The sequence below is a fragment of the Thermobifida alba genome (genome assembly GCF_023208015.1).
Lineage (GTDB): Bacteria > Actinomycetota > Actinomycetes > Streptosporangiales > Streptosporangiaceae > Thermobifida > Thermobifida alba.
On sequence record NZ_CP051627.1, the window covers coordinates 2645227 to 2667111 of the forward strand.

Annotated in this window: 18 protein-coding genes and 2 tRNA genes; 2 read left to right on the forward strand and 18 right to left on the reverse strand. The window is 72.6% G+C overall.

From position 1 onward, the window contains the following. Positions 1 to 126: 126 nt before the first annotated feature. From FOF52_RS11715 to hrpA, 10 genes are all read right to left on the reverse strand, one after another. Positions 127 to 723, reverse strand: a complete 597-nt coding sequence (locus tag FOF52_RS11715; protein ID WP_248590002.1) for an energy-coupling factor transporter transmembrane component T family protein — start codon at positions 721 to 723, stop codon at positions 127 to 129. After that, a complete protein-coding gene (locus FOF52_RS11720) occupies positions 720 to 1403 on the reverse strand; it encodes an energy-coupling factor ABC transporter ATP-binding protein (protein WP_248590003.1) in 684 nt (227 codons plus the stop codon). The genes FOF52_RS11715 and FOF52_RS11720 overlap by 4 nt, the downstream gene beginning before the upstream one ends. 15 nt (positions 1404 to 1418) lie before the next feature. Beyond that, positions 1419 to 2006: a biotin transporter BioY gene (locus FOF52_RS11725; RefSeq protein ID WP_248590004.1), complete on the reverse strand. Its 588-nt coding sequence runs from the start codon at positions 2004 to 2006 to the stop codon at positions 1419 to 1421. Between the two features lie 235 nt (positions 2007 to 2241). Beyond that, positions 2242 to 3303 (reverse strand): lactonase family protein, encoded by a 1062-nt coding sequence (locus FOF52_RS11730; protein WP_248590005.1) that lies wholly within the window; start codon positions 3301 to 3303, stop codon positions 2242 to 2244. Between the two features lie 117 nt (positions 3304 to 3420). After that, the gene (locus FOF52_RS11735) at positions 3421 to 4149 is read right to left on the reverse strand and encodes a thioesterase II family protein (RefSeq protein ID WP_248590006.1); all 729 of its coding nucleotides are present in this window, start codon (positions 4147 to 4149) and stop codon (positions 3421 to 3423) included. A 116-nt stretch (positions 4150 to 4265) separates the two neighbouring features. Next, positions 4266 to 4826, reverse strand: coding sequence for a GTP-binding protein (locus FOF52_RS11740; RefSeq protein ID WP_248590007.1), 561 nt, complete (start codon positions 4824 to 4826; stop codon positions 4266 to 4268). Between the two features lie 10 nt (positions 4827 to 4836). Then, a complete protein-coding gene (locus FOF52_RS11745; RefSeq protein ID WP_248590008.1) occupies positions 4837 to 5199 on the reverse strand; it encodes a DUF742 domain-containing protein in 363 nt (120 codons plus the stop codon). A 49-nt stretch (positions 5200 to 5248) separates the two neighbouring features. Next, positions 5249 to 5671: a roadblock/LC7 domain-containing protein gene (locus tag FOF52_RS11750; RefSeq protein WP_248590009.1), complete on the reverse strand. Its 423-nt coding sequence runs from the start codon at positions 5669 to 5671 to the stop codon at positions 5249 to 5251. 49 nt (positions 5672 to 5720) lie between these two features. Further along, complete coding sequence (locus FOF52_RS21920) at positions 5721 to 7199, reverse strand: sensor histidine kinase (RefSeq protein WP_282573407.1); 1479 nt, start codon at positions 7197 to 7199, stop codon at positions 5721 to 5723. Between the two features lie 623 nt (positions 7200 to 7822). After that, positions 7823 to 11788: an ATP-dependent RNA helicase HrpA gene (hrpA, locus tag FOF52_RS11760; protein ID WP_248590010.1), complete on the reverse strand. Its 3966-nt coding sequence runs from the start codon at positions 11786 to 11788 to the stop codon at positions 7823 to 7825. Between the two features lie 66 nt (positions 11789 to 11854). Between hrpA and FOF52_RS11765 the strand changes: the two genes are divergently transcribed. Continuing rightward, a complete protein-coding gene (locus tag FOF52_RS11765; protein WP_248590011.1) occupies positions 11855 to 12256 on the forward strand; it encodes a PPOX class F420-dependent oxidoreductase in 402 nt (133 codons plus the stop codon). A 31-nt stretch (positions 12257 to 12287) separates the two neighbouring features. Here the strand turns inward: FOF52_RS11765 and FOF52_RS11770 are convergent, their stop codons facing one another. Further along, positions 12288 to 13313, reverse strand: a complete 1026-nt coding sequence (locus FOF52_RS11770; protein ID WP_248590012.1) for a DUF2157 domain-containing protein — start codon at positions 13311 to 13313, stop codon at positions 12288 to 12290. 254 nt (positions 13314 to 13567) lie between these two features. Between FOF52_RS11770 and FOF52_RS11775 the strand changes: the two genes are divergently transcribed. Further along, positions 13568 to 14629: a serine/threonine-protein kinase gene (locus FOF52_RS11775; RefSeq protein WP_248590013.1), complete on the forward strand. Its 1062-nt coding sequence runs from the start codon at positions 13568 to 13570 to the stop codon at positions 14627 to 14629. A gap of 59 nt (positions 14630 to 14688) precedes the next feature. On the opposite strand, the gene FOF52_RS11780 is transcribed toward FOF52_RS11775, so the two are convergent. The 7 genes from FOF52_RS11780 to FOF52_RS11810 form a co-directional block, all read right to left on the reverse strand. Beyond that, positions 14689 to 14761, reverse strand: a tRNA-Lys gene (locus FOF52_RS11780). Positions 14762 to 14802: 41 nt separating this feature from the next. Next, complete coding sequence (locus FOF52_RS11785) at positions 14803 to 16248, reverse strand: MFS transporter (protein WP_248590014.1); 1446 nt, start codon at positions 16246 to 16248, stop codon at positions 14803 to 14805. Between the two features lie 131 nt (positions 16249 to 16379). Then, the gene (locus FOF52_RS11790; RefSeq protein WP_248590015.1) at positions 16380 to 18716 is read right to left on the reverse strand and encodes a polysaccharide pyruvyl transferase family protein; all 2337 of its coding nucleotides are present in this window, start codon (positions 18714 to 18716) and stop codon (positions 16380 to 16382) included. Then, positions 18713 to 20140, reverse strand: coding sequence for a hypothetical protein (locus FOF52_RS11795; protein WP_248590016.1), 1428 nt, complete (start codon positions 20138 to 20140; stop codon positions 18713 to 18715). The genes FOF52_RS11790 and FOF52_RS11795 overlap by 4 nt, the downstream gene beginning before the upstream one ends. Positions 20141 to 20381: 241 nt before the next feature. Beyond that, positions 20382 to 20454, reverse strand: a tRNA-Lys gene (locus tag FOF52_RS11800). Between the two features lie 144 nt (positions 20455 to 20598). After that, positions 20599 to 20784: a hypothetical protein gene (locus FOF52_RS11805; RefSeq protein ID WP_248590017.1), complete on the reverse strand. Its 186-nt coding sequence runs from the start codon at positions 20782 to 20784 to the stop codon at positions 20599 to 20601. A gap of 97 nt (positions 20785 to 20881) precedes the next feature. Further along, the gene (locus FOF52_RS11810) at positions 20882 to 21832 is read right to left on the reverse strand and encodes an N-acetylglucosamine kinase (protein ID WP_248590018.1); all 951 of its coding nucleotides are present in this window, start codon (positions 21830 to 21832) and stop codon (positions 20882 to 20884) included. Positions 21833 to 21885 lie beyond the last annotated feature (53 nt).

The following is a 21885-nucleotide window of genomic DNA, read 5'->3' on the forward strand; positions in this document are numbered from 1 at the left end:
GGACTCCGCGACCGCGGACTGGTGCCCCCACCATGCCACACTTGTGCCGGGCACACATTGCCGGAAACGGTCGACCGGTATCCGGCGGCGGACGCCTGCCGCGGCCCGGCGCCGACGCGGTCGGCGCTAGTCGACGCCCCGGGCGCTCATCGCCGAGCCGAGCGCCTCGGCGGAGCGGATCAGGTTCACGATGACCGGCACGACCATGCGGTGGGCCCCGCCTCGCAGGCCGCGCGCCAGGTACGCCTCCCGCGAGGCCCGCCACGACTGGGCCACCATCGGGATGCAGCGGATGGTCAGCGCCAGCACCAGCCCCACCCGTTCCGAGCGCACGCCCACCCTCCGCAGCGGGCGGGCCAGCCGTTCGAACAGGTCGAGCATCTCGCTGACCCGGGTGGTGCGGGTGACCAGTCCGGCCAGCAGTACGGCCGCGGCGATCTGGGAGCACACCCGCACCGCCGTGTGCGGGTCGGTGAAGAGGACGTGGAACACCGCGATGACCGCGAGGAACAGCAGCACCGGCCGGAAGGCGTGCCACAGGTGGGCGGACAGCCCGAACAGCGTGTACAGCAGGACGACGGCGGCCGCGGCGCCCAGGGACACCCAGGGGTTGCCCAGGACCAGCAGGACGGTGACCACGCCCAGCAGGACGAGCAGTTTCGCGCCCGCCGGCATCCGGTACGGCAGCGAGGTCCCGGGGACGTAGAGCCCGATCGTGTTCACGGGCGCCGCTCCATCAGGTCGACGTAGTACTCGACGGCGGCCTCCGGTCCACCGTCGAACACGATCCTTCCCGCGTCCATGACCAGCACCCGGTCGAAGCCGGTGAGCGTGTCGAGGTGGTGGGTGAGCAGGATGACCTGCTGGGGCAGGGCGCGCAGGGTCTCGGTGATGATCCGCACGTTGCGCAGGTCCAGCAGGGTGGTGGGCTCGTCGCAGACCAGGATCCGGGGCTCGGTGACCATGACCGAGGCCAGCGCCAGCATCTGCTTCTGCCCTCCGGACAGCAGGTGGGCGGGGTGGTCGCGGTGGTCGGCCAGACCGTGCCGGGCCAGGATCGCGTCGACCCGCTCCTCGATCCCGGCCCGGTCGAGTCCGCTGCCGCGCAGGCCGATCCGCACGTCCTCGGCGACCGTGGGCATGATGATCTGGGTGTCGGCGTCGGAGAACACGAAACCGACCCGGCGGCGGACCTCCCGGACGTGTCTGCGGGTGTCCAGGCCGTCGACGAGCACCCGGCCCGTGTCGGGGACGACCAGGCCGTTGAACATCCGGGCCAGGGTCGACTTGCCCGACCCGTTGGCACCGATCAGTCCGATGCGGTGCTCGCTCAGCTCCAGGGAGACGTCGTCGACGACCACCCGGTCACCGTAGGCGTGGGTCACGTTCTCCAGGCGGATCATGGGCGGCGGCTCCGCTCAGGCGACCCGGTTCCCGGCGGGTGGGACCGGGTAGGCGCGGTGCACGCTGGCGGCGATGAGCGTGGCCAGGACCGCCTTGGCGACGTCGCCGGGGACGAAGGCGGCCAGCGCGACCAGGGTGGCCGTGGCGTCCAGTCCGGCGACCACCGCCATCCAGGGGCCGCCGATCAGGTAGCACACCACGATCCCGCCGGCCAGGTTGATCAGCAGGCCCGGCCAGAACCGGTACTTCGGCAGCATGCGGTCGGTCAGCAGGCCGATGAACAGCGCCACGAAGATCCAGCTGATGAGGAAGCCGCCGGAGGCGCCGGCGAAAGAGGCCAGGCCGCCTCCCCCGCCGGACAGGATCGGCAGCCCCGCCATCGCCAGCGCGAGGAAGGTGACGACCGCCAGGACGCCTCGTTTGGCTCCGAGGATGCTGGGAGCGAGCATGACGACCAGGGTCTGCAGGGTGATCGGCACACTGCCCACGGGGATTCCGGGGACCAGGCTCATCGCGGCGAGCAGCGCGGCGAACAGCGCGATGAGCGCGAGGTCGCGTGTCGCCAGGCCGCGGTAGCGAGGAGACGGTGAGGAGGCGGTCATGGTCCATCCTTGCTGTTTTCCGGGGTTTTGGAGGAAATCTCCAGATCAATTGTTACCGCCCCGCCGTGAACAGCTGAGATGCGCCCCGGAACAGCTTTCCCCCGAGGGGTTTTGTAGGGTTCTCCCAAAAATCTCCGCCTTTTCCCCCTTTTTCCGTGGGACGCGCCACACCGCGGTGTGGCGCACGGCATTCCACCGCTTCGGGGTGCCCTCCCTCCCGCGGACGCGGAGCGGGTCATTCGGCCCGGGCGGGCAGCACGCACACCGGGGTGGGCACCGTGAGGAGGTGGCGCGCCGGACCGGGGACCCCGTCGGCCGGGTCCACCGGAAGCGCGGCCAGGGTCGCGGAGTTCTGGTTGGCCACCACGAGGTAGCCGTCGACCAGCGCGAAGTGGCGGGGCCAGGCGCCTCCGGAGGGGGTGTCGGCCAGGTGGCGCACCCGCGCCCCGTCAGCCGACACTTCGAAGGTGGCGATGGTGTCGGCGCCCCGGTTGGCGACGTAGAGGCGGCGCTCGTCGGCGGAGAGCGCGATCTCCGCCGGGTAGTTGTCCCCGCCGGCCTTGGTCGCGGGCACGGAGTCGACGGTCTCGGCCCGGGCCGTGGCGGGGTCGAACCGCAGGACGTACACCCGCGAGTCCAGTTCTCCCGCCACGTACAGGTGGCCGGAGGAGTGCACCGCCAGGTGGCGCGGTCCGCTTCCCGGGGCCAGGCGGGCCGCGACGTGCTGCGGTCCGGCGGGACGGTCGGCGGCGGCGTCGAAGGGGAAGCAGCGCAGTTCGTCGGTGCCGAGATCGACGACCAGGAGGTGGGCTCCGCCCGGGGCGGGGTAGACGCTGTGCGCGTGCGGCCCCTCCTGGCGGTCGGCGTTGGGCCCCGACCCGGTGTGCGTCAGCCGCTGGACCGGTTCCGCGGGGGCGCCGTCCGGACCGATCGGGTGCACGCTGACGCTTCCGTCCCCGTAGTTGGCGGCGACCAGGTGCCGCCCGGCCGGGTGGGCCAGCAGGTGGCAGGGGGAGGAGCCGCCCGTGGCGGCGCTGCCCCGGACTTCCAGCCGCCGTTCGCCGGCGACGGAGAAACCGCTGACCCGTCCCGCGTCGAGTTCGTTGACCGCGTAGACCATCCTCCCGTCCGCGGAGTGCACCACGAACGAGGGGCCGCTGGCCGGGGCCGCCAGTTCCGCCTCGGCCAGGGCGCCGGTGCCGGTGTCCAGCCAGACGCTCTGCACTCCCGCCGCGCTGCCCGGGATACCGGAATCGGGGGTGTAGGAGCCGATCCACAGCAGCCGACGTCGTGTCATCGGGATCCTCCCGGTTGTCGCTGACCCCGGCTCTCGGGGCCAGCGACACTCTAGTGCGCCGGCTTCTTCACGGACAGTCGCCGTCCGCCGCGGAGGGCGCGCTGTGCGGGGGCGCGCTCAGTCCAGCAGCGCCTGGAGCGCCCGGCGCTGGCCGTCGGTGAAGAAGTGCCCGCCGGGCAGCCGCTCCAGCCGGAACGGTCCGGTGGTGTGCTGCTGCCAGGCGCGCAGTCCCGCGTCGGTGACGACCGGGTCGCTGGTTCCGCCCACGACGGTGAGCGGGACGTCCAGCGGCGGGCCGGAGCGCCACACGTACGCGGCGACCGCGTCGAAGTCGGCGCGCATCTCCGCACCGAACACCCGGGCCAGTTCGTCGTCCTGGAGCAGGATCTCGGGGACCCCGCCGTAGCGGTCGGCCACGGCGCGCACCAGGGCGGCGGGGTCCTCGGGGAGTTCCATCCGCCTGGGCAGGTGCGGGGCGTCCCTGCCGCTGACCACCAGACGGGTGACCTCCCGGCCGCGTCGACGCAGTTCCCGGGCGGTCTCGTAGGCCGAGAGCGCGCCCAGGCTGTGCCCGTAGAGGGTGAGCGGTCCCGCCAGTGCCTCCAGGGCGTCGGCCTGGCGCCGGGCGTAGTCGCTCCACAGCTCCGCTCCGTCCCCCGCGCAGTCGCGGTGGCGCACCGTGGCGACCCACACGGTGAACCGGTCGCCCACCTCGGCCACCCAGGGCCGGTAGACGGTGGGCAACCCTCCGGCGTGCAGGAAGCAGACGAGGTCGGCCTCGGCCGTCGGTCCGGTGAAGCGGTGCACACCGGAGCCGGTCGACGGGGTGGTCCGCGCCTGGTTCATGGATCTGGGCCTCTTTCCCTTCAGGGGCACAACGCCCTGAAACGTACCCTTTCCCCATCGGCCAGACACGCCGGGGGTGGTGAGTCAGCTCACGAAGCGTCTCCGGGGAGTCCGGCTCAGTCGTCCGACCGCCCTCCCCCGGTCCGCGACAGCGTGTGGCGCAGCAGCGTCTTGAGGACGTTGCCGCTGTCCAGGCGGTCCCTCGCGTCGAACTCGATGATCGGCACCTCGGGGCCGACCTCGACGGCCTCGCGGATCTGCTCGACCGTGTAGTCGAGCTTCCCGTCGAACTTGTTCACCGCGATGATGTAGGGGACGTCCTGCTTCTTCTCGAAGTAGTCGATGGCGTCGAAGCAGTCGGCCAGCCGGCGGGCGTCCACCACCACGACCGCGCCGATCGCCCCGCGCACCAGGTCGTCCCACATGAACCAGAACCGCGCCTGCCCCGGGGTGCCGAACATGTACATGATCAGCTCGTCGTCCAGGGTGAGCCGGCCGAAGTCCATCGCCACGGTGGTGGTCTTCTTGTCCGGCGTGGCGGAGACGTCGTCGTGGGCGACGCTCGCCTCGGTCATCACCGCCTCGGTGGTGACCGGCGGGATCTCCGACACCGAGCCGACCAGTGTCGTCTTGCCCGCGCCGAATCCCCCCGCGATGACGATCTTGGTCGACGCCACGGACGAGCGTTTATTGGAAGAGACGTTCGAGGCCACGGAGCGCCCTTTCCAGCACTTGGTTCTCGGACGGGCTGTGCCCGGTGATCGTGGGGTGGATGTAGACCAGGCCCTGGTCGGCCAGGTCGCTGATGAGCACCTGGGTGACGCCCAACGGCAGCTTCAGCTCCGCCGAGATCTCGGCCACCGAGCGCACCTGGGCGCACAGCCGGTAGATCCGCTCCGACTCCGGCATCAGGTGTTGCGGGGGGTCGGCCCGCTCGTCCGCGATGGAGACCAGCGTCTGCACCATCAGCGGATGGCGGGACCGGGTGCGGCCGCCGGTGAAGGTGTACGGACGGATCCGCGCTCTCCGGCGTCTGCGGTGACTCCTCATGGAATTGGCTTCCTCTTCATCGTCTCAGAGCCCGGTGTCGACGCGTCGGTCAGCGGATGACCTCGCGCAGCTCGGATCGGAGCTGCGGGGTGAGCACGTGGCCGGCGTTCTCCACGAGCAGGGTCATCTGGTAGGCCACGATCTTCATGTCGGCGTCCTTGGAGGTCAGCACCGCCAGCGAGGAACCGTCGCTGATGGACATGACGAACAGGTAGCCGCGTTTCATCCGCAGGATCAGCTGCTCGGAGTCGCCCTTGGCGAACATCCGGGCGGTGCCCTCGGCCAGGCTCTGCAGTCCGCTGACGATCGCGGCGAGCTGCTCGGCGTGCTCCTCGGGGAAACCCCGGGAGGCGGTCAGCAGCAGGCCGTCAGAGGAGACCACGATCGCGTGTTCGGCTCCGGGTACCTCGGAGACGAAATTGGAGACGAGCCAGGTGAAGTTCTCAGCGCTCTCACTCAAGCGGTTATCCATGTCCGTCCTGCTCCTGTTGTGGCGGGGGTGTGGCTACACTGCGCATCCGTCATTCGTCCCCGGTGGCGGCTCGTTCGCCTTCGAGGAACTCTTCGAGGTCGGCGCGGATGCGCGCGGCTCTGCTCTCGGCGTCTTCCGGTTCGGCCGACGGCTCCTCCGCGGAGGGGTCCGCTAGGGGGAGGGCCGGCTGGTTGTTGCGGTGTGCTCCGCGTCGGGGCAGCCCTGCCGCGGTGAAGGCGGGACCGCTGTCGTCTCTGCTCTGCGTGCGCTGGGTCGGAGGGGTCATGGGCGGCGGGCTCACCGTTACCGGGGTGGTGGTCACTGTCTCGAACGCGGACTCGGGGCTGGGACCGGTCTCGCCGACCAGCTCGGTCGGCACGACCACGTGGGCGCTGATGCCGCGGAAGGCGCGCGCCTGCAGCTGGACCCGGAAGCCGTGCCGGTGCGCGATCCGTCCCACCACGAACATGCCCATGTGCCGGATGACGTCCTCCTCCAGCAGGGGGGGCCGCTCCAGCCGCTGGTTGATCTCCGCCAGCTGGTCCTCGGGGATGCCGATGCCCTCGTCCTCGACGGTGATGAGCAGGCGCCCCTCGCTCATCACCTGGCCGCTGATGACCACCTGGGCGTAGTCGGGGGACTTGGCGGTGGCGTTGTCCAGCAGTTCGGCCAGCAGGTGGCTCAGGTCGTCGGAGACGCGGCCCTCGATGAAGAGGGCGGGCATGCGCCCCAGGCGGACCCGCTCGTAGTCGCCGATCTCGGAGATCGCCGCACGGCAGACGTCCAGCAGCGAGACCGGCTCCAGGTGCGGGTCCCCGATGTCCTGGCCGGCGAGGATGAGCAGGTTCTCGCCGTTGCGGCGCATCCGGGTGGCGAGGTTGTCGATCTTGAACAGCTTGGCGAGGAGTTCGGAGTCCTCGGTGGTGTCCTCCAGTTCCTCGACGATGTCCAGCAGCGACTCGACCAGGGTGAGGTCACGCATGGCCAGGTTGACCAACGCCGCGGTGGCGTCGTTCCCGGTCACCGCGACGTCCGGGGAGGCGGGCGCCTTCCCGGACTCCTCGGTTCCGGCGTGCTCTCCGGTCGGCTGCGGCGCCTCCTGCCCGGCGGAGGGCTGCGCCGGCTGTTCGGGGGCGCGGTGCTCCACGGGCTCCGGAGGGGCGGGGGCCTGCTGGGCGGCCGGGGGGTGGCCGTGGGGGGCGGCCGGCGGCGCCTGGGGGTAGCCGTACGGGGCCGCCTGGGGGCCTCCCTGAGGGGGGTACTGGTACGCCTGCGGATACTGCGGATACCACTCCTGGGGGTGGTGGGGAGGAGGACCCCACTGGTGGGCCTGGGGCGGCGCCGGGGGATAGCCGTACGGGACCGTCCCGGGAGCGGGCTCGGGTGTCCTGCCGAACCGGGCGAGAATCCGGGAGAACAGGCGGCGGCGCGTCCCGGACTTCTCGCCGTGGGAGGAGCCGGTCTCCGCCTGCGGCGGGTGCGACGGGGGCTGTCCCGTGTGCTCACCTGGTGACGGCACCTGTGCCACGGCACATCTCCTCAATGTTGTTGCAGGGGGTTGCCAGTGCCGGCGGCGCGGCCCCGGTGCGGGCGACGCCCTGTGGGGCGGCCCGGCGTCGTCGGTCGCGTGTGGGTGCCGTGTGCGGGCACGACGACGCCGACTGCGGAGACGCGGCCGCCATTACTGACGGCACGCCGCCTAAAGACACTGATAAAGAACGAATCGGCGGTCACACTAGCACAGAAACCCCTACCTAACCGGCAAAGAGGATGTTTTACGAGCTAAACGGGTGTGACCGCCGACCGTCTTTCCGGCGCGCTCCGCGGCGCCCGCCCGCCGCCCGCTCCCGTCCGCCGGACCGCGCCGGAGGCCAGCTCCCCCCGCATTCGTGAAGAAGCCTCGGGTTCCTCTCACCCCTCCAGGCGGAGTGACACTCGTCACTTTTGACCGATTCACCAGACAATCCGGAGGTTTGTATGCTTGCGCCCCGCGGCCTCTCTGAAATGGCCTACGGGGCGCAGCCGACCCTTTCCCAGAAAGGACGTCCGCCACCGAACAATTCCACATCGGGCGGTTTTTGACGATTTCCGGCTTTCCCTGAGAGGTGCCGTCCCGGCCGGCCTCGCGGTCGCGGCCCGCCGGGACGGCGCTCAGCCGCTCCCGCCCGCCTGGACCTCGCTGATCGCCTTGAGGATGCGCTTGTCGGAGACGCTGTGGGCGGTGCCCACCTCCTGCGCGAAGTAGCTGATCCGCAGCTCCTCCAGCATCCAGCGGATGTTCTCGTGCTCCGGGCCGGGCGGCACCCCCGGGGGCAACCGGTCCAGCAGCCGCTGGTAGGCCTGGCGCATCTGCTCGACCTTGGCCATGTTCACCTGGTCCCGGCGGGGGTTGTGGGGCAGCCTGGCCAGCCGCACCTCGATCGCCTTGAGGTAGCGCGTCAGGTCCCGCAGCCGCCGGTGGCCGACGGCCGTGACGAACCCGGGGCCCACCAGCGCGCCGAGCTGGTTCTGGATGTCGGTGACCGACGGCAGCACGGCCAGGCTCGTGACGCTCTTGAGCTGCTTCTCCAGCCGCTGCGCCGCGACCAGGATCCGCTCGACCGCCGCGAGGATGTCCATGACCCGCTCCACCAGGTTGACCCGGACGTGCTCGCGCAGCTTCGCGAAGGACTCCGGATCCCACACCGGCCCGCCCGCCTCCGCGACCAGCGCGTCCACCCCGCAGGCCACACAGTCGTCGAAGAGCGCGGCGACCGAGCCGTGCGGGCTGCGGCTGAACACCAGCTTGCTCTGGTTGCTCAGGTGCCCTTGGAGGAACTTCACCGGCGAGGGCACGGTGAGCATGAGCAGCCGCCGGGTGCCCGCGGCCATCGCCTGGCGCTGGGCGGGCTCGTTGTCGAAGATGCGCACCCCCACGCTCGTCCCCTCGTCCACCAGCGCCGGATAGCCCCTGACCAGGTGTCCGGCGGTGCGGCGCTCGAAGGTCCGGGGCAGCGGCCCGAAGTCCCAGGCGGTCAGGCCGGTGCGCTCGATCTCGGCGGCCTCGGCCGAGATCGCCTCGCGCAGCCGCGGCTGCAGGCGGCGGCGCAACTCCTCCAGGTCCTTGGCCTCGGCGAGGGTCCGCCCCTTCTCGTCCACGGCGCGGAAGGTCATCCGCAGGTGGTCGGGCACCCGGTCCAGCTGCCAGTCGTCGACCGTGACCCGGGGGCCGCCCATCGCGGTGAGCTCCCGGGACAGCGCCTCCAGCAGCGGCTCGGAGCGGGGCCTGAGCCGCTTGAGCACCGCGGCGGCGTGGTCGGGCACCGGCACGAAGCTGCGCCGGATCGCCTTGGGCAGCGACCGCATCAGCGCCGTCACCAGCTCCTCCCGCAGGCCCGGGATCTGCCAGTCGAAGCCGTCGGCGCTGACCTGGTTGAGCACCTTCAGCGGGAGGTGCACGGTCACCCCGTCCGCCGCGTCCCCCGGCTCGAACTGGTAGGTGAGCCGGAAGCGGTGCTCCCCCTGCTGCCAGAAGTCCGGGTAGTCCTCCTCGGTGACCTCCCCGGCCGCGTCGTTGACCAGCATCGACCGGTCGAAGTCCAGCAGGTTCGGGTGTTCCCGGCGGACCCGCTTCCACCAGCTGTCGAAGTGCCGGACCGAGACCACCTCGGCACCGACGCGCTGGTCGTAGAAGTCGAACAGGACCTCGTCGTCGACCAGGATGTCGCGGCGGCGGGCGCGGTGTTCGAGGTCCTCGACCTCCTTGAGCAGCTTCCGGTTGGCGTGGAAGAACGCGTGCCGGGTGTCCCACTCCCCCTGCACCAGGGCGTGCCGGATGAACAGCTCGCGCGCCACCGCGGGGTCGATGCGGCCGTAGTCGACCCTGCGCTGCGTGACGATCGGCACCCCGTACAGCGTCACCCGCTCGTACGCCATGACCGCGCCGCGCCGCTTCTCCCAGTGCGGTTCGCTGTAGGTGCGTTTGACCAGGTGCCCGGCGAGCTCCTCCACCCACTCGGGTTCGATCCGGGCGTTGACGCGCGCCCACAGCCGCGAGGTCTCCACCAGTTCGGCGGACATCACCCACCGCGGCTGCTTCTTGAACAGCGCCGACCCGGGGAAGATCGCGAAGCGGGCGCCGCGGGCGCCCAGGTACTCGTGCTTCTCGGGGTCCTTCAACCCGATGTGGGAGAGCAGCCCCGCCAGCAGGGACAGGTGGATCCGCTTGGGGTCGGCGGGCGCGGTGTTGACGTCGATGCCCAGGGACCGCACGATCTGTCTGAGCTGGGAGTAGATGTCCTGCCACTCCCGCACCCTCAGGTAGTTGAGGAACTCCTCGCGGCACATCTTCCGGAACTGGTTGCCCGACAGCTCCTGCTGCCGCTCCCGCAGGTGGTTCCAGAGGTTGAGGTAGGCCAGGAAGTCCGACTCCGGTTCGGCGAACCGGGCGTGCTTCTGGGCCGCGGCCTGCTGCTGGTCGACCGGACGCTCCCGGGGGTCCTGGATGGACAGCGCCGCGGTGATGACCATGACCTCGTGCACGCAGCCGTTGCGCTCGGCCTCCAGGACCATCCGGCCCAGCCGCGGGTCGACGGGGAGCTGGGCGAGCCTGCGGCCCAGCGGGGTGAGCCGGGTCCGCCCGTCCTCCGCGGGCTGGAGCGCGCCCAGCTCGGTGAGCAGCGCCACACCGTCCTTGACCTGGCGCCGGTCGGGACCGTCCACGAACGGGAACTCCGCGATGTCGCCGAGCCCGAGCGCGGCCATCTGCAGGATGACCGAGGCCAGGTTGGTGCGCAGGATCTCGGGGTCGGTGAACTCCGGACGGGAGAGGAAGTCCTCCTCCGAGTACAGCCGGATGCAGACGCCCTCGGCGACCCGGCCGCAGCGGCCCTTGCGCTGGTTGGCCGAGGCCTGCGAGATCCGCTCGATGGGCAGCCGCTGCACCTTGGTGCGGTGGCTGTAGCGGGAAATGCGGGCGGTGCCGGGGTCCACCACGTACCTGATGCCCGGGACCGTCAGCGAGGTCTCGGCGACGTTGGTGGCCAGCACCACGCGCCGCCGGGAGTGCGGCCGGAACACGCGCTGCTGCTCGGCCGCGGACAGCCGCGCGTACAGCGGGAGGATGTCGACGGCCTGCGGGCTTCCCTCGGGATACCTGCGGGCCAGGTGCTTGCCGAGCGCCTCGGCGGTGTCGCGGATCTCGCGCTCCCCGCTGAGGAAGACCAGGATGTCGCCGGGCCCCTCGGCGCACAGTTCGTCCACGGCGTCGCAGATGCCCTGGATCTGGTCGCGGTCGTCGGTGACGGCGTTGGCGTCATCGTCGTCGTCCACCAGTGCCTCGGCGGCGAGCGGCCGGTAGCGCACCTCGACCGGGTAGGTGCGGCCCGAGACCTCGATGATCGGAGCGTCGTCGAAGTGCCGCGAGAAGCGCTCGGGGTCGATGGTGGCGGAGGTGATGATCACCTTCAGGTCGGGGCGGCGGGGCAGCAGCCGCTTGAGGTAGCCGAGGATGAAGTCGATGTTGAGGCTGCGCTCGTGGGCCTCGTCGATGATGAGGGTGTCGTAGTCGCGCAGCATCCGGTCCCGCTGGATCTCGGCCAGCAGGATGCCGTCGGTCATCAGTTTGACCAGGGTGTCGTCGCTGGAGGTGTCGGTGAAGCGGACCTTGTAGCCCACGCCCTCGCCCAGCGTGGTGCCCAGTTCCTCGGCGATGCGTTCGGCGACGGTGCGTGCGGCCAGCCGCCGCGGCTGGGTGTGGCCGATCTGTCCGAGCACCCCCCGGCCCAGTTCCAGACAGATCTTGGGCAGCTGGGTGGTCTTGCCCGAGCCGGTCTCCCCCGCCACGACCACGACCTGGTGGTCGCGCACCGCGGCGAGAATGTCGTCCTTCTTCTGACTGACCGGCAGCTCGGGTGGGTAGTCGACCACCGGAAAGGCTGAGCGTCGCCGTTCGACCCTGGCCTCGCAGGTGTCGATGTCGGCGCTGATCTCCGCGGCGACGGAGCGCCGCCGGTCGGGGTCGCGGATCTTCTCCGCGCCGTCGATACGGCGGCGCAGTCGGTGGCGGTCGCGCGGCATGAGCCCGGGTAGACGGCGCCGCAGATCGGTGAGCGGGGATTTCACGGACGGCGTTTTCATCGCACAGCCAGGATAGGCACCGTGCCAAACGGTTTTTCACCCGGCGGCACGGGGAGGGGAGGAAGCATGACCAGTACGGCCGCGGTACCCGAAGACCGGGTGGACATCCTCAACAAGCGCTCGTTCGCGCACGTGGCGACGCTGGGCCCGCACGGGGAGCCGCAGTCGAACCCGGTGTGGTTCGAGTGGGACGGCCGGTTCGTGAAGTTCAGTCAGACCACGACCCGGCAGAAGTACCGCAACCTGCAGCGGGACAACCGGATCGCGCTGTCGGTGCACGACCCGGACGAACCGCACCGCTACATCGAGATCCGCGGCCGGGTCGAGAAGATCGAATCGGACCCGGACAAGTCCTTCATCAACAAGATGTCCAAGAAGTACATCGGCAAGGACGCCTACCCGTGGGGCGCTCCGGACGAGGAGCGGGTGGTCGTCTACGTACGGCCCGAGCACACCACCAAGCAGTAGGCCGCACGCCCCGCGGGGGCTCCCCTGCCGCTCAGGCGGCGGGGAGGCCCCCCGCGGGGCCCTCCGGTCCCGCCGCCCCGGCGGTCGGGCGCGGCCTCTGCTGCGCCGCCCCCCGGTGCAGCAGGAGGCCCAGGCCGCTCGCGGCCAGCAGCACCAGTCCCACGACCAGGAGCAGCAGCGCACCGCCGATGGCGCCGTCGGTCCAGTCCCAGATCGCCTCGGGCACCGCGAGGGTGAGGCCGACCACTCCGGCGCCGATGAGCACCCACACCCGCCACCAGCGGTAGAGCACCAGGCACAGCACCGCCACCGCCGTGGTCAGCGTGTAGGAGAGCAGGGCGTGGTCCTGCCCGTCGAACAGCGGGAGCTGCGCGCCGAACAGCGCGAACCCGGCGGCCACGACCAGGCCGGTCCGCTGGTTGGGCAGCCGGACCGCCGCCGCTCCCCACAGCAGCCCGAGAGCGACCGTGGCCAGCCCGTAGGGCAGCGTCTCGCTCCCGGTCAGCCCGGTCTCCTCCAGGACCGACCACAGCGCCCACACACTGGCGGCCCCGCAGGCCAGCAGGCCGACCGCGGTGGGTGCCGCCGCGTAGCCGAGGGCGGCGAGCGCCAGGCCGAGCAGGGTGGGGGCGGCCGCGGTGTCGGGTTCGAGGGCCGATCCCAGGGCCAGTCCCGCGGCGACCGCGGCGAGGACGAACAGGGTGCCGCCGACGCGGCGGCGGGTGTCGGGGACGGGACCGCGGCCCAGCAGCCGCGTCCCCGCCGCGGCGAGTCCGCCGAGGCCCGCCAGCACGGCCACCGCCGCCAGCAGGCCGACCCGGGCGGTCCGTGCCAGGTCCTCCCAGGAGAACGCCATCAGGCTCACCACTCCGGCGAACACCAGTCCGCCGCCGACGAAGCCGATGATCTCGGTCCAGCGTGCCGGGGACCCCGCGTCCTCGGCCTCCCGCAGCGCCGCCTCGACCGCGCGGGCCTGCTCCGCCGTGAGGGTTCCCTGTTCGACCAGGCCCCGCAGCGCCCTGGTCCGGGCTTCCTCCGTGTTGCGAGTGTTGACCACTGCGTCCCCTCTCTCCGCCTGGTGGACCGGTCCCGGTGCGGCGGGCGGCCACCCATCTTTGCACCCCTTATGGCGATTCGTCACCTGTTCCGCGGTCCGTGCCGACACCCCGCCCCGCACCCGGTGCGCGCGGGGTGCGGCAGCGTCTACGCTCGGATTCCACCCTTCAGCGCACCCGCAGGGAGGGCACCCGTGACACCGCCACCGTGCCGCCGCGCGACCGCCGTCCGAGTCCGCCCTCCCCGGAGCGCCCCGTGAGGGCGCGCGGCCCCCGGCGCCTGGGTCGGCTGCGGCCGGAGGACCCCGCCGCACTGGGGCCCTACCGGTTGGTCGGACGGGTCGGCTCGGGCGGGATGGGCACCGTCTACGCGGGGGTGGCCGACGGCCTTGACGGCTATCTGGCGGTCAAGGTGGTCCACCGCGAGCACGCGGCCGACCCGGGGTTCCGCCGGACCTTCGCCCGCGAGGCCAGGCTGCTGATGCGGGTGGACAGCCCGTGCGTCGCCCGCTTCGTCCACGCCGACGTGGAGGCCGAGCGGCCGTGGCTGGCGACCGAGTTCGTCGCCGGACCGACCCTGCGCCACCACGTGGAGCGGTTCTCCGCCCTGCGCGGCGGCATGCTGCTGGGGTTGGCCGCGGGGACGGCGGAGGCGCTGTGTGCCGTCCACTCCGCGGGGATCGTGCACCGCGACCTCAAGCCGAGCAACGTCATCCTCTCCGCGACCGGGCCGAAGGTGCTGGACTTCGGCATCGCCCAGGCCGACGAGGACCCCACCCTGCCCCTGCGGCTGCGCCGGACGTACCGGCGGGCGCGGGAGCGGGGGGTGGCTCCGCCGCGGCGGCCGCTGCGTCCCGGGGGTCCGGACGCCGCCGCGCGGGCGCGCCGCCCGCTGGTGGGCACGCCCGGGTGGATCAGCCCCGAGCAGTACCGGGGGCAGCCGGTCACCGAACGCTCCGACGTGTTCCTGTGGGGCGCCCTGGTGGGGTTCGCGGCGGCCCGCCGCGACCCGTTCGGGCACGGTTCCGCCCGGGAACTGGCGCGCCGGGTGGTGGCCGAGTCCCCGGACCTGGACGGACTGCCCCCGGGGCTGGAGCGGCTGGTGTCGGCGGCCCTGGCCAAGGACCCCGCGGACCGGCCGCGTCCCCCCGAACTGCTCGCCGAGGTCCTGTCGCTGGCCGGAAGGGCGCCCGGACCGGGGACGAGCGGGCGGCAGCGGGTCCGGGAGCTGTTGGCGCAGGAGTGGACGGGGGTGTCGGCGCGCCCGCCCCGGCCGCCGCGCAGACCGCTGGCGGACTGGCTGCGGCGGGGGCGGTGAACACGGAACGACCCCGGTGGGAGGCGCCGTGCAGGGCGTCGACCCACCGGGGTCCGTTGTGCGCCATCAGGGACTCGAACCCCGAACCCGCTGATTAAGAGTCAGCTGCTCTGCCAGTTGAGCTAATGGCGCCCGCCCGAAGACCCGGGTTCTCCGTGGCGACGTAGAGAACTCTACCCGATGTGCGGAGTGGACGGTGCGGCCGGTTCGGCCGCGGGGGCGGTCTCGGCGGCACGGCGGGAGCGCAGCATCCCGATCGGGACCAGCGACAGGACGGACAGTGCGGCCGAGACGGTGTAGCTCAGGGTGAAAGCCCACTCCTGCGGGTACGGAGCGCCCCGCGGTGTGCCCAGGACCAGCACGGCCGCGGCGAGTTGGGCGACGGTCGCCATGGACACGTGGCGCACGATGGTGTTGACCCCGTTGGCGCCGCCGAGCTGGTCGAGGGGGACGGCGTCGGCGAGCAGCGCGGGCAGCGCCGTGTAGATCACACCGCCCGACAGGCCGACCACCGCGCCGCCGAGCACCAGCAGCTCCGGCTGCCCTCCTCCCGCGGCGAGCAGCGCCAGCCCGCAGCCGCCTGCCGCCGCCCCGAAGAACAGGGGCGGCCGCGTCCCGAACCGGGCGACCAGCCGCCCCGTCACCGGCCCCGCGACGGTGGACAGCAGCGCCGTCGGCAGCAGGAACAGCCCCGCGCGGTCCACGCCGACGCCCAGCCCCGCCCCGCTGCTCTCCGGCAGCTGGACCGCCTGCGGGATGAGGAAGAACATGGTGCCCTGTCCCGCGGAGACCAGGAAGGTGACCAGGTTCGCCGCCCAGACGTCGCGCTGCCGCAGCACCGCCAGGTCGACGAGCGGCTGGGCGACCCGGTTCTCCACCACGAGCAGGAGCGCGAACGCCACCGTCCCGCCGGCGAGCAGTCCGAGGGTCCACGGTCCGTCCCAGCCCCACTCCTCGGCCCGGCTGACCGCGACGAGCGGCCCGCCCAGGGCCACGCTGAGCAGGATCGAGCCCAGCCAGTCGACGCCGCCGCCCCGCGTGCCGCGGTCGGCGGGGACCAGGCACGCGACGGCCAGCAGCGCCAGCAGCGCCACGGCGGCGGTGGCGCCGAACAGTCCGCGGTGTCCGAAACTGCTCGCGAGGAGTCCGCCCAGGGGCAGTCCCAGCGCCCCGCCGACGCCGAACATGGCGCTGATCATCCCCATGCCCAGCGCGGCGCGGCCGCGCGGCAGCTGCGCGCCCAGGATGGAGTAGGCCAGCGGGAAGACCCCGCCCGCGGCGCCCATGACGACCCGGCCCGCGACGATCGGCGCCAGGGAGTCCCCCACCGCCGCGAGCGCGGCGCCGGCCACGAACACCGCCAGGACCGCGCAGAGCACCCGCTTGCGGCCGAACAGGTCGCCCAGCCGTCCCGCGAGCACGGTGAGCCCGGCCGAGGACACGAAGAACCCGGTGACCAGCCAGGCGACCTGGCTGGGGCTGCTTCCCGTGGTCTGCTGGACGTACGGCACGACCGGGACGATCGTGGTCTGCGCGGTGGCGTAGGCGAACGCGGCGAGGACCAGTGGCGCGACGACCCGGAACGTGGAGACGGGGGTTGTTTCGGATGACCGCGCCATACACCTCTCCTACCGACCGGAAGGTCGGACTCTAGACGTCCCATCACAGGACGATAGAGGGTCCGGCTCTCCCCGCGGCCGACCGGGTGGGTGGTTTCCCGCGCCCGGGGCGCGGGAAACCACCCGTCCGCTCAGAGCGGGAGTCCCAGCGGCTCCCGCAGCCGCTCCAGGTTGTTCTGCGTGATCGTCCACAGTCTCTGCCGGCACTTGGCCACGTCGTCGAGGGCCGCCCGGTGGTCGTCGAGCAGGGCCGAGGCCCGCTCGACGAGGACCGCGCCGAGCCGGCGGTCGTGGACCGACACCCCCCACTCGGGGCGTTCGACGTCGTCGAGGAAGTAGGCGAGCTTGGGGTGCGAGACCAGGCTGAGGACGGGGGTGCCGCAGCCGAACGGGATCATCCCGGCGTGTCCGCGCATGCCGATCACCAGGCGGCAGTCGGTGTAGGCCTCCCAGACCTCGGTGGCGGCCATGTCGTACATCGGCACCACGGGCAGGGTGATCCCGTACTCGCGGCGCAGGTCGAACACGAACTTCTCGTCGCTGGCGATGTGCGCGGCGTACCGCACCTCGGCGCGCTCCCGCAGCGCGGTGACCGCGCGGGCCATCTGGTCGAGGAAGTTTCCGTAGTCGTATCCGAAACGCAGCCCGGAACGGTCGTAGGCGCAGTTGAGCAGGACGGTCTCGGCCCGCTCCGCCGGTTCCCGCCAGTCCGCGGCCAGGTGGCGGGCGACCGTGGTCGGACAGGGCTGGTACACCACCCGCTCGGCCAGGTCGCCCGGGAGCAGCGCCCGGACCCGCTCGATCGACCCGTGGTTGCGCAGCCCGAAGAAGACCGACCGGTCCACCAGCAGGCGCAGGCTCTCCGTGAAGCGCCGGTGGGAGTAGCCCTGCCCCTCGAACGCGTTGTACCCCACGGCGAACACCACGAGGGGGACGGTGATCCGCCGCAGCATCGCGTCGGGCACGTTCCACTGCCAGCGGCTGTTGCCGTTGGGCGAGGTGTCGGGGATGAACAGTCCGCCGCCCCCGACCACCACCCCCCGCCGGGCGTTGGCCTCGCGCAGCGCCGAGGCGTCGAAGAGCCGGTGGACGTGGACGGGGTGCCAGCGCGCGGCCGAGGTGTCGGGGCCGAAGACCAGTCGCACCGCCTCGGGCAGCCCCCTGTCCCCCGCGTTGCCCTGCTCGTCCATGTAGAACGCCACGTGCGCGAACTGGCGGGCGGGGTCGGCCGTGGCCGCGGCGCGGCGCTCCTCGGCCCGGGCCCGCCGCAGCAGCAGCCTGCTCTTGCGGTCGGTGGGGTCGGCGTCCAGGCCCGCGACGGCGCGGGCGACCTGGCGTCGGCGGTCCCCCCGGATCCAGGCGCACTCGGCGAGCAGCCCGAACGCGCTCGCGGCGGCCCCGGGGTCCCGGCTGGCCAGCAGCAGACGGGCCTCCGCCTCGGCGTAGTGCGACACCGCCATCAGGGCGCGCCCCAGGGCCAGGTTGACGCGCGGGTCCAGCGTCCCCCTGGGGTCGCGGACGCGCCGCAGCACCTCCACGGCCTGCTCGTAGCGGCCCAGCGAGTACAGCGCGGTCCCCGTGGCCAGCAGCACCGCGGCGTCGGCGCCGTACTCCTCGATCAGCCGTGTCCCGTAGTGCACCACCAGTTCGGGGTGCCTGTCGCCGGGCAGCGCGCAGAAGGCGCGGTAGAACTCCTGGTCGTCCAAGTCGTAGCGGTGCCACACCGCTTCGGCGCGGTCGTAGCCGACCTCGCCGCCCCGCCAGGGCTTGTGCGGCCCGGTGAAGTGCAGCACGCGGACGTCGTCGGGGACGGGCAGGCCGCCGTCCAGGCGTTGTTTCACGAAGTTGAAGCGCGGGTCGAGGCGGACGAAGCCGCCGCCGAGTGCGGCGTTGAGCACGCCCCGGCCGTGGTGCTCCACGTCGTGGCCGCCCGAGCGGCCGATCTCGTCGAGGCGCTCGGCGAACTCCCCGGTCAGGTACTCGCGGTTGATTACCAGCAGGCCGCTGTCGAGCGCTCCGGGGCCTCCCCCGGCGGGGTACTGCTCGACCGCGGCGAGGCCCTCGCGCAGTTCCAGCAGTTCGCGCAGGTCTTTCAGGACCACCAGGTCGGTGTCGAGGGTGATGAGGGTGTCGTGGCCGGCTGGTCGGAAGGCCTCCAGGAAGAGGTACGCCCCGCGCGCCGGGGAGCCGTCCCCGTCGCCCCCGGCGTAGGCGTCGTAGCGCGCCGGGTCGACCCGTCGCGGCACGATCCGCGGGTACAGCCGCCGGATCGCCGAGAACGCCGCGGGCCCCAGTCCGTCGTGGAGCACCACGAAGTCCGGGCAGATCCCCGGGTTGCTCAGCACCAGGCTGCGCAGCAGGACCAGGAAGCCGGGCAGGTCCTCCTCGTCCACGTAGGAGGCGAAGGCGACGCGTCGTTTCCCCGCGGGCGTCGCACGGCCGGTCTGCTGGGTCGTCGGGTCGCTCATCGCAGCGAGATCCTCGTGTCCGTCGTCTTCGTGGCGTGGGCCAGCACCCACTCCTTCTCGTACCGGTGGGCGTCCGTTCCGCCGACGTCGAATCCGATCAGGTCGATCACCGGGTTGACGTCGAGGAAGTCGAGGAGGCGGAGCATCGCGAAGCCGGGGGTCGGGGTGGCGGGGGCCGCCTCGTCCCCGACCAGTGCGCGGTCGGCGACCGGCCGGCGCAGGCTGCGGTCGTTGACGTAGCGCTGCGCGCCCGGGACCAGCGCGCGGATCGACCGCTGCCAGGCGTGCTGCAGGCGGCCGAGGACGATCCGGACCGTGACGGGTTCGCCCCAGTTGCGGGTGTGTCCGTGGTCGGAGACGTGGATGTCGGTGCGCGCGCCGGTGAACGGCGCGTCGATGGTGTAGGAGTCGAACCGCACGACCAGGTCGTAGGAGTCGATCTCGGCGCCCGTCGGGGAGCGGCGCAGCTGTCGGGAGTCGGCGACCAGGCAGACGCTGCGGCCCTGGACGAGGGTACGGAAGTCGCTGACCCCGATGACCCGGGTGCCGCCCAGTTCGGGGTCGGCCATCGGCCGGGTGCGTCCCGCGCGGAGGTAGCCGGTGACCGCCTCCACCAGCGCCGTGGACTCCGCCAGCAGCTCGGGGTCGGCCGCGGCGAGGATGCCGAGGTAGTCGGTGAGGGCGGCGCGCGTCCGGGCCTCCGACCGGTCCTGTTCGACGAGCCGCGCCAGGGCGTGCGCCAGCAGCGGCCACGCCTCCTCCCGGTTCCCCTGGTCGTGCAGGGCGAGTCCGGCGGTCCACGCCTCCTCGACCGGGGTGTCGGCGGCAGGGGCCGCCGCGTCGCCGGCCTGCTCCCGCAGCAGCTCGGCGATGCGCCGCAGGGCCGGTCCGCGGTCGCGCAGCTCCGCCACGCGCGCGCCGACGCCCAGGTCGTCGCCGGGGACGAGGGCCAGGTACTCCTGGTGCGCCTCGATCGCCTCCGCGACGTCCCCCCGCGCCTCCAGGGTGCGGGCGCGCAGCCGCCAGGCGGCGCGGGACGCGGGCTTGGCGGCCAGGACCGTGTCGCAGGCGCGCAGGCTGAGGTCGGTCAGTCCGGCCCGCAGCGCCCGGTCCCCGGCGTGCAGGACGGCGTCCAGCAGCCCCGGGTCGACCACGGTCCACAGCTGCTGCCCGGTGTGCAGTGCGCGGGCGCGCTCCGGGTCGGCCAGCAGTGCGGTGCACCGTTCGGTCAGGGCCCCGACCGCCTCCCGCAGCCGTACCAGGTCGGCCGACCTGGCGGTCCGGACGCGGCGGCCGTGGCCGACGAACCGGTGGACGCAGTCCAGCAGCGCCTCCAGCGCCGCGGACGCGTCCGGGCCGTCCCGGTGCGCCGTGTCCGTGCGGCCCGTGGGCTGTCTGAGCCAGCCGGTCCGGTGCTTCACCATGGTCCTCCCGCGCGGGTGTGTCCTGTGCCGGGGCGGCCTGCCCTGTCGGGGGGCGAACGGGCCCCGGGGGACGAGGGAAAGACCATTGATCCAGTGCGGGGTGGCACCCGGGTGTACTCACGGCGAAGAACAGGCCAACACCGGTGGTCGACCGGTACCGCTGGACGTGTCTCCTCCGGAAAAGCAGAAACCCCGGTGCCGCGACTCTGGTGAGCCGTCACACCGGGGGGAGTGAACCGGGTGCGCCATCAGGGACTCGAACCCCGAACCCGCTGATTAAGAGTCAGCTGCTCTGCCAGTTGAGCTAATGGCGCGTTCCGCGCGGATCAGCGTCGTGCCGCCGTTCCGACGCTGGTAACTCTAGCAGCCTCCGGCCCCGCCTGCGAACGGATTCGCCCCGTTCGCCGTCGGTGCCCGCCGCGGGGGCGGGCACCCGGCGGCCGGTGGTCGTCGTCATGTCAGGCCGTCAGGACCCAGAAGACGATGAGGCCGATCACCAGGAGCGCGGCGACGCCGACGCCGACGTAGACGAGGATCGGGCGGCGGGGTTCGGCCTCCTCTTCTTCTCTGTTCTCGGCAACGAACCGCTGGAACTTCTGGGTCGAGCCGGCTGGGTCGAGCTCTTCTTCGTTGTTGTACGACATGAGTCAGACACTAGCGACTCCACCGGAGTGCTCGGCCCGTTCCGAACGGTTTTCCCGGGCCTCTTCCGGGCCCGTCCGGAACACGGGGGCAGCCGCCTCAGCCGCGGCGGGCCTGGTCGAGCAGCTCCGCGTGGAGCCGCTCGGAGCTGCCCGCACGGCGCAGTGCCAGGGCGGCGGCCCCGTACTCACCGGGCACGGCGACCACCGGGCGCACGCCGTAGCGCTCCAACAGGGCCCTGCGCACCCGTTCGGCCACGGGCCCCTCGCGCAGCACCGCTCCGGCGAGCACCAGCGGCGCCCGGACCGGCTCGGCCACCACCGCGGCCAGGCTCTGCAGCAGCCGTGCCGCCGCCTCGGAGACGATCTCCAGGGCGGCCCCGTCGCCGTCCTCGGCCGCGGCACACACCCGGGGCGCCAGGGCGCCGAGTTCGGCGGGGGCCACGGAGTAGGCGGCCCCGACGAGCGCCTGCCTGCTGCCGGCCGGGACGCCGAGGGCGGACGCCAGAATCTCGGTGAGAACCGTGTCACATCCGCGGCCGTCCAGGGCGGCCAGGGCGGCCCGCAGTCCGCGGACGCCCAGCCACACGGCCGAGCCCTCGTCCCCCAGCAGCCAGCCGTACCCGTCGCAGCGGCGTTCGATGCGGCCGTCGCGCACGGCGGCGGCCACCGCGCCGGTGCCCGAGACGAGCACCGCTCCGCTCGCCTCGGCGGTGCCGGCCGCGAACGCCACCACGATGTCGTCCCCGACCTCGGGGCGTCCGGGCAGGTCCAGGGCTCGCCAGGCCCGCAGCACGGTCTCCTCGGTGCGGGCCAGGCCCGCGGCCCCCGCCCCGGCCACCCCGAACACCGCTTCCACGACGCTGACCGGTCCCGCCTCACGCAGTGTCGCGGTCACCGCGTCCGCGAAGGCCACCGCGGGGTCGGCGCTGGAGCGCTGGTTGGCCCCGCCCGCCCGGCCGCGTCCGCGGACCCTGCCGTCGAGGTCGACGACGAGGCAGCGGGTGTGCGTGCCGCCCGCGTCCACTCCGAGGACGACTTCCTCTCCCATGTCCCGCAACCCTACAGACGGGCGTCCCGTTCTCCCGGAGGGCGCTCCGCGGT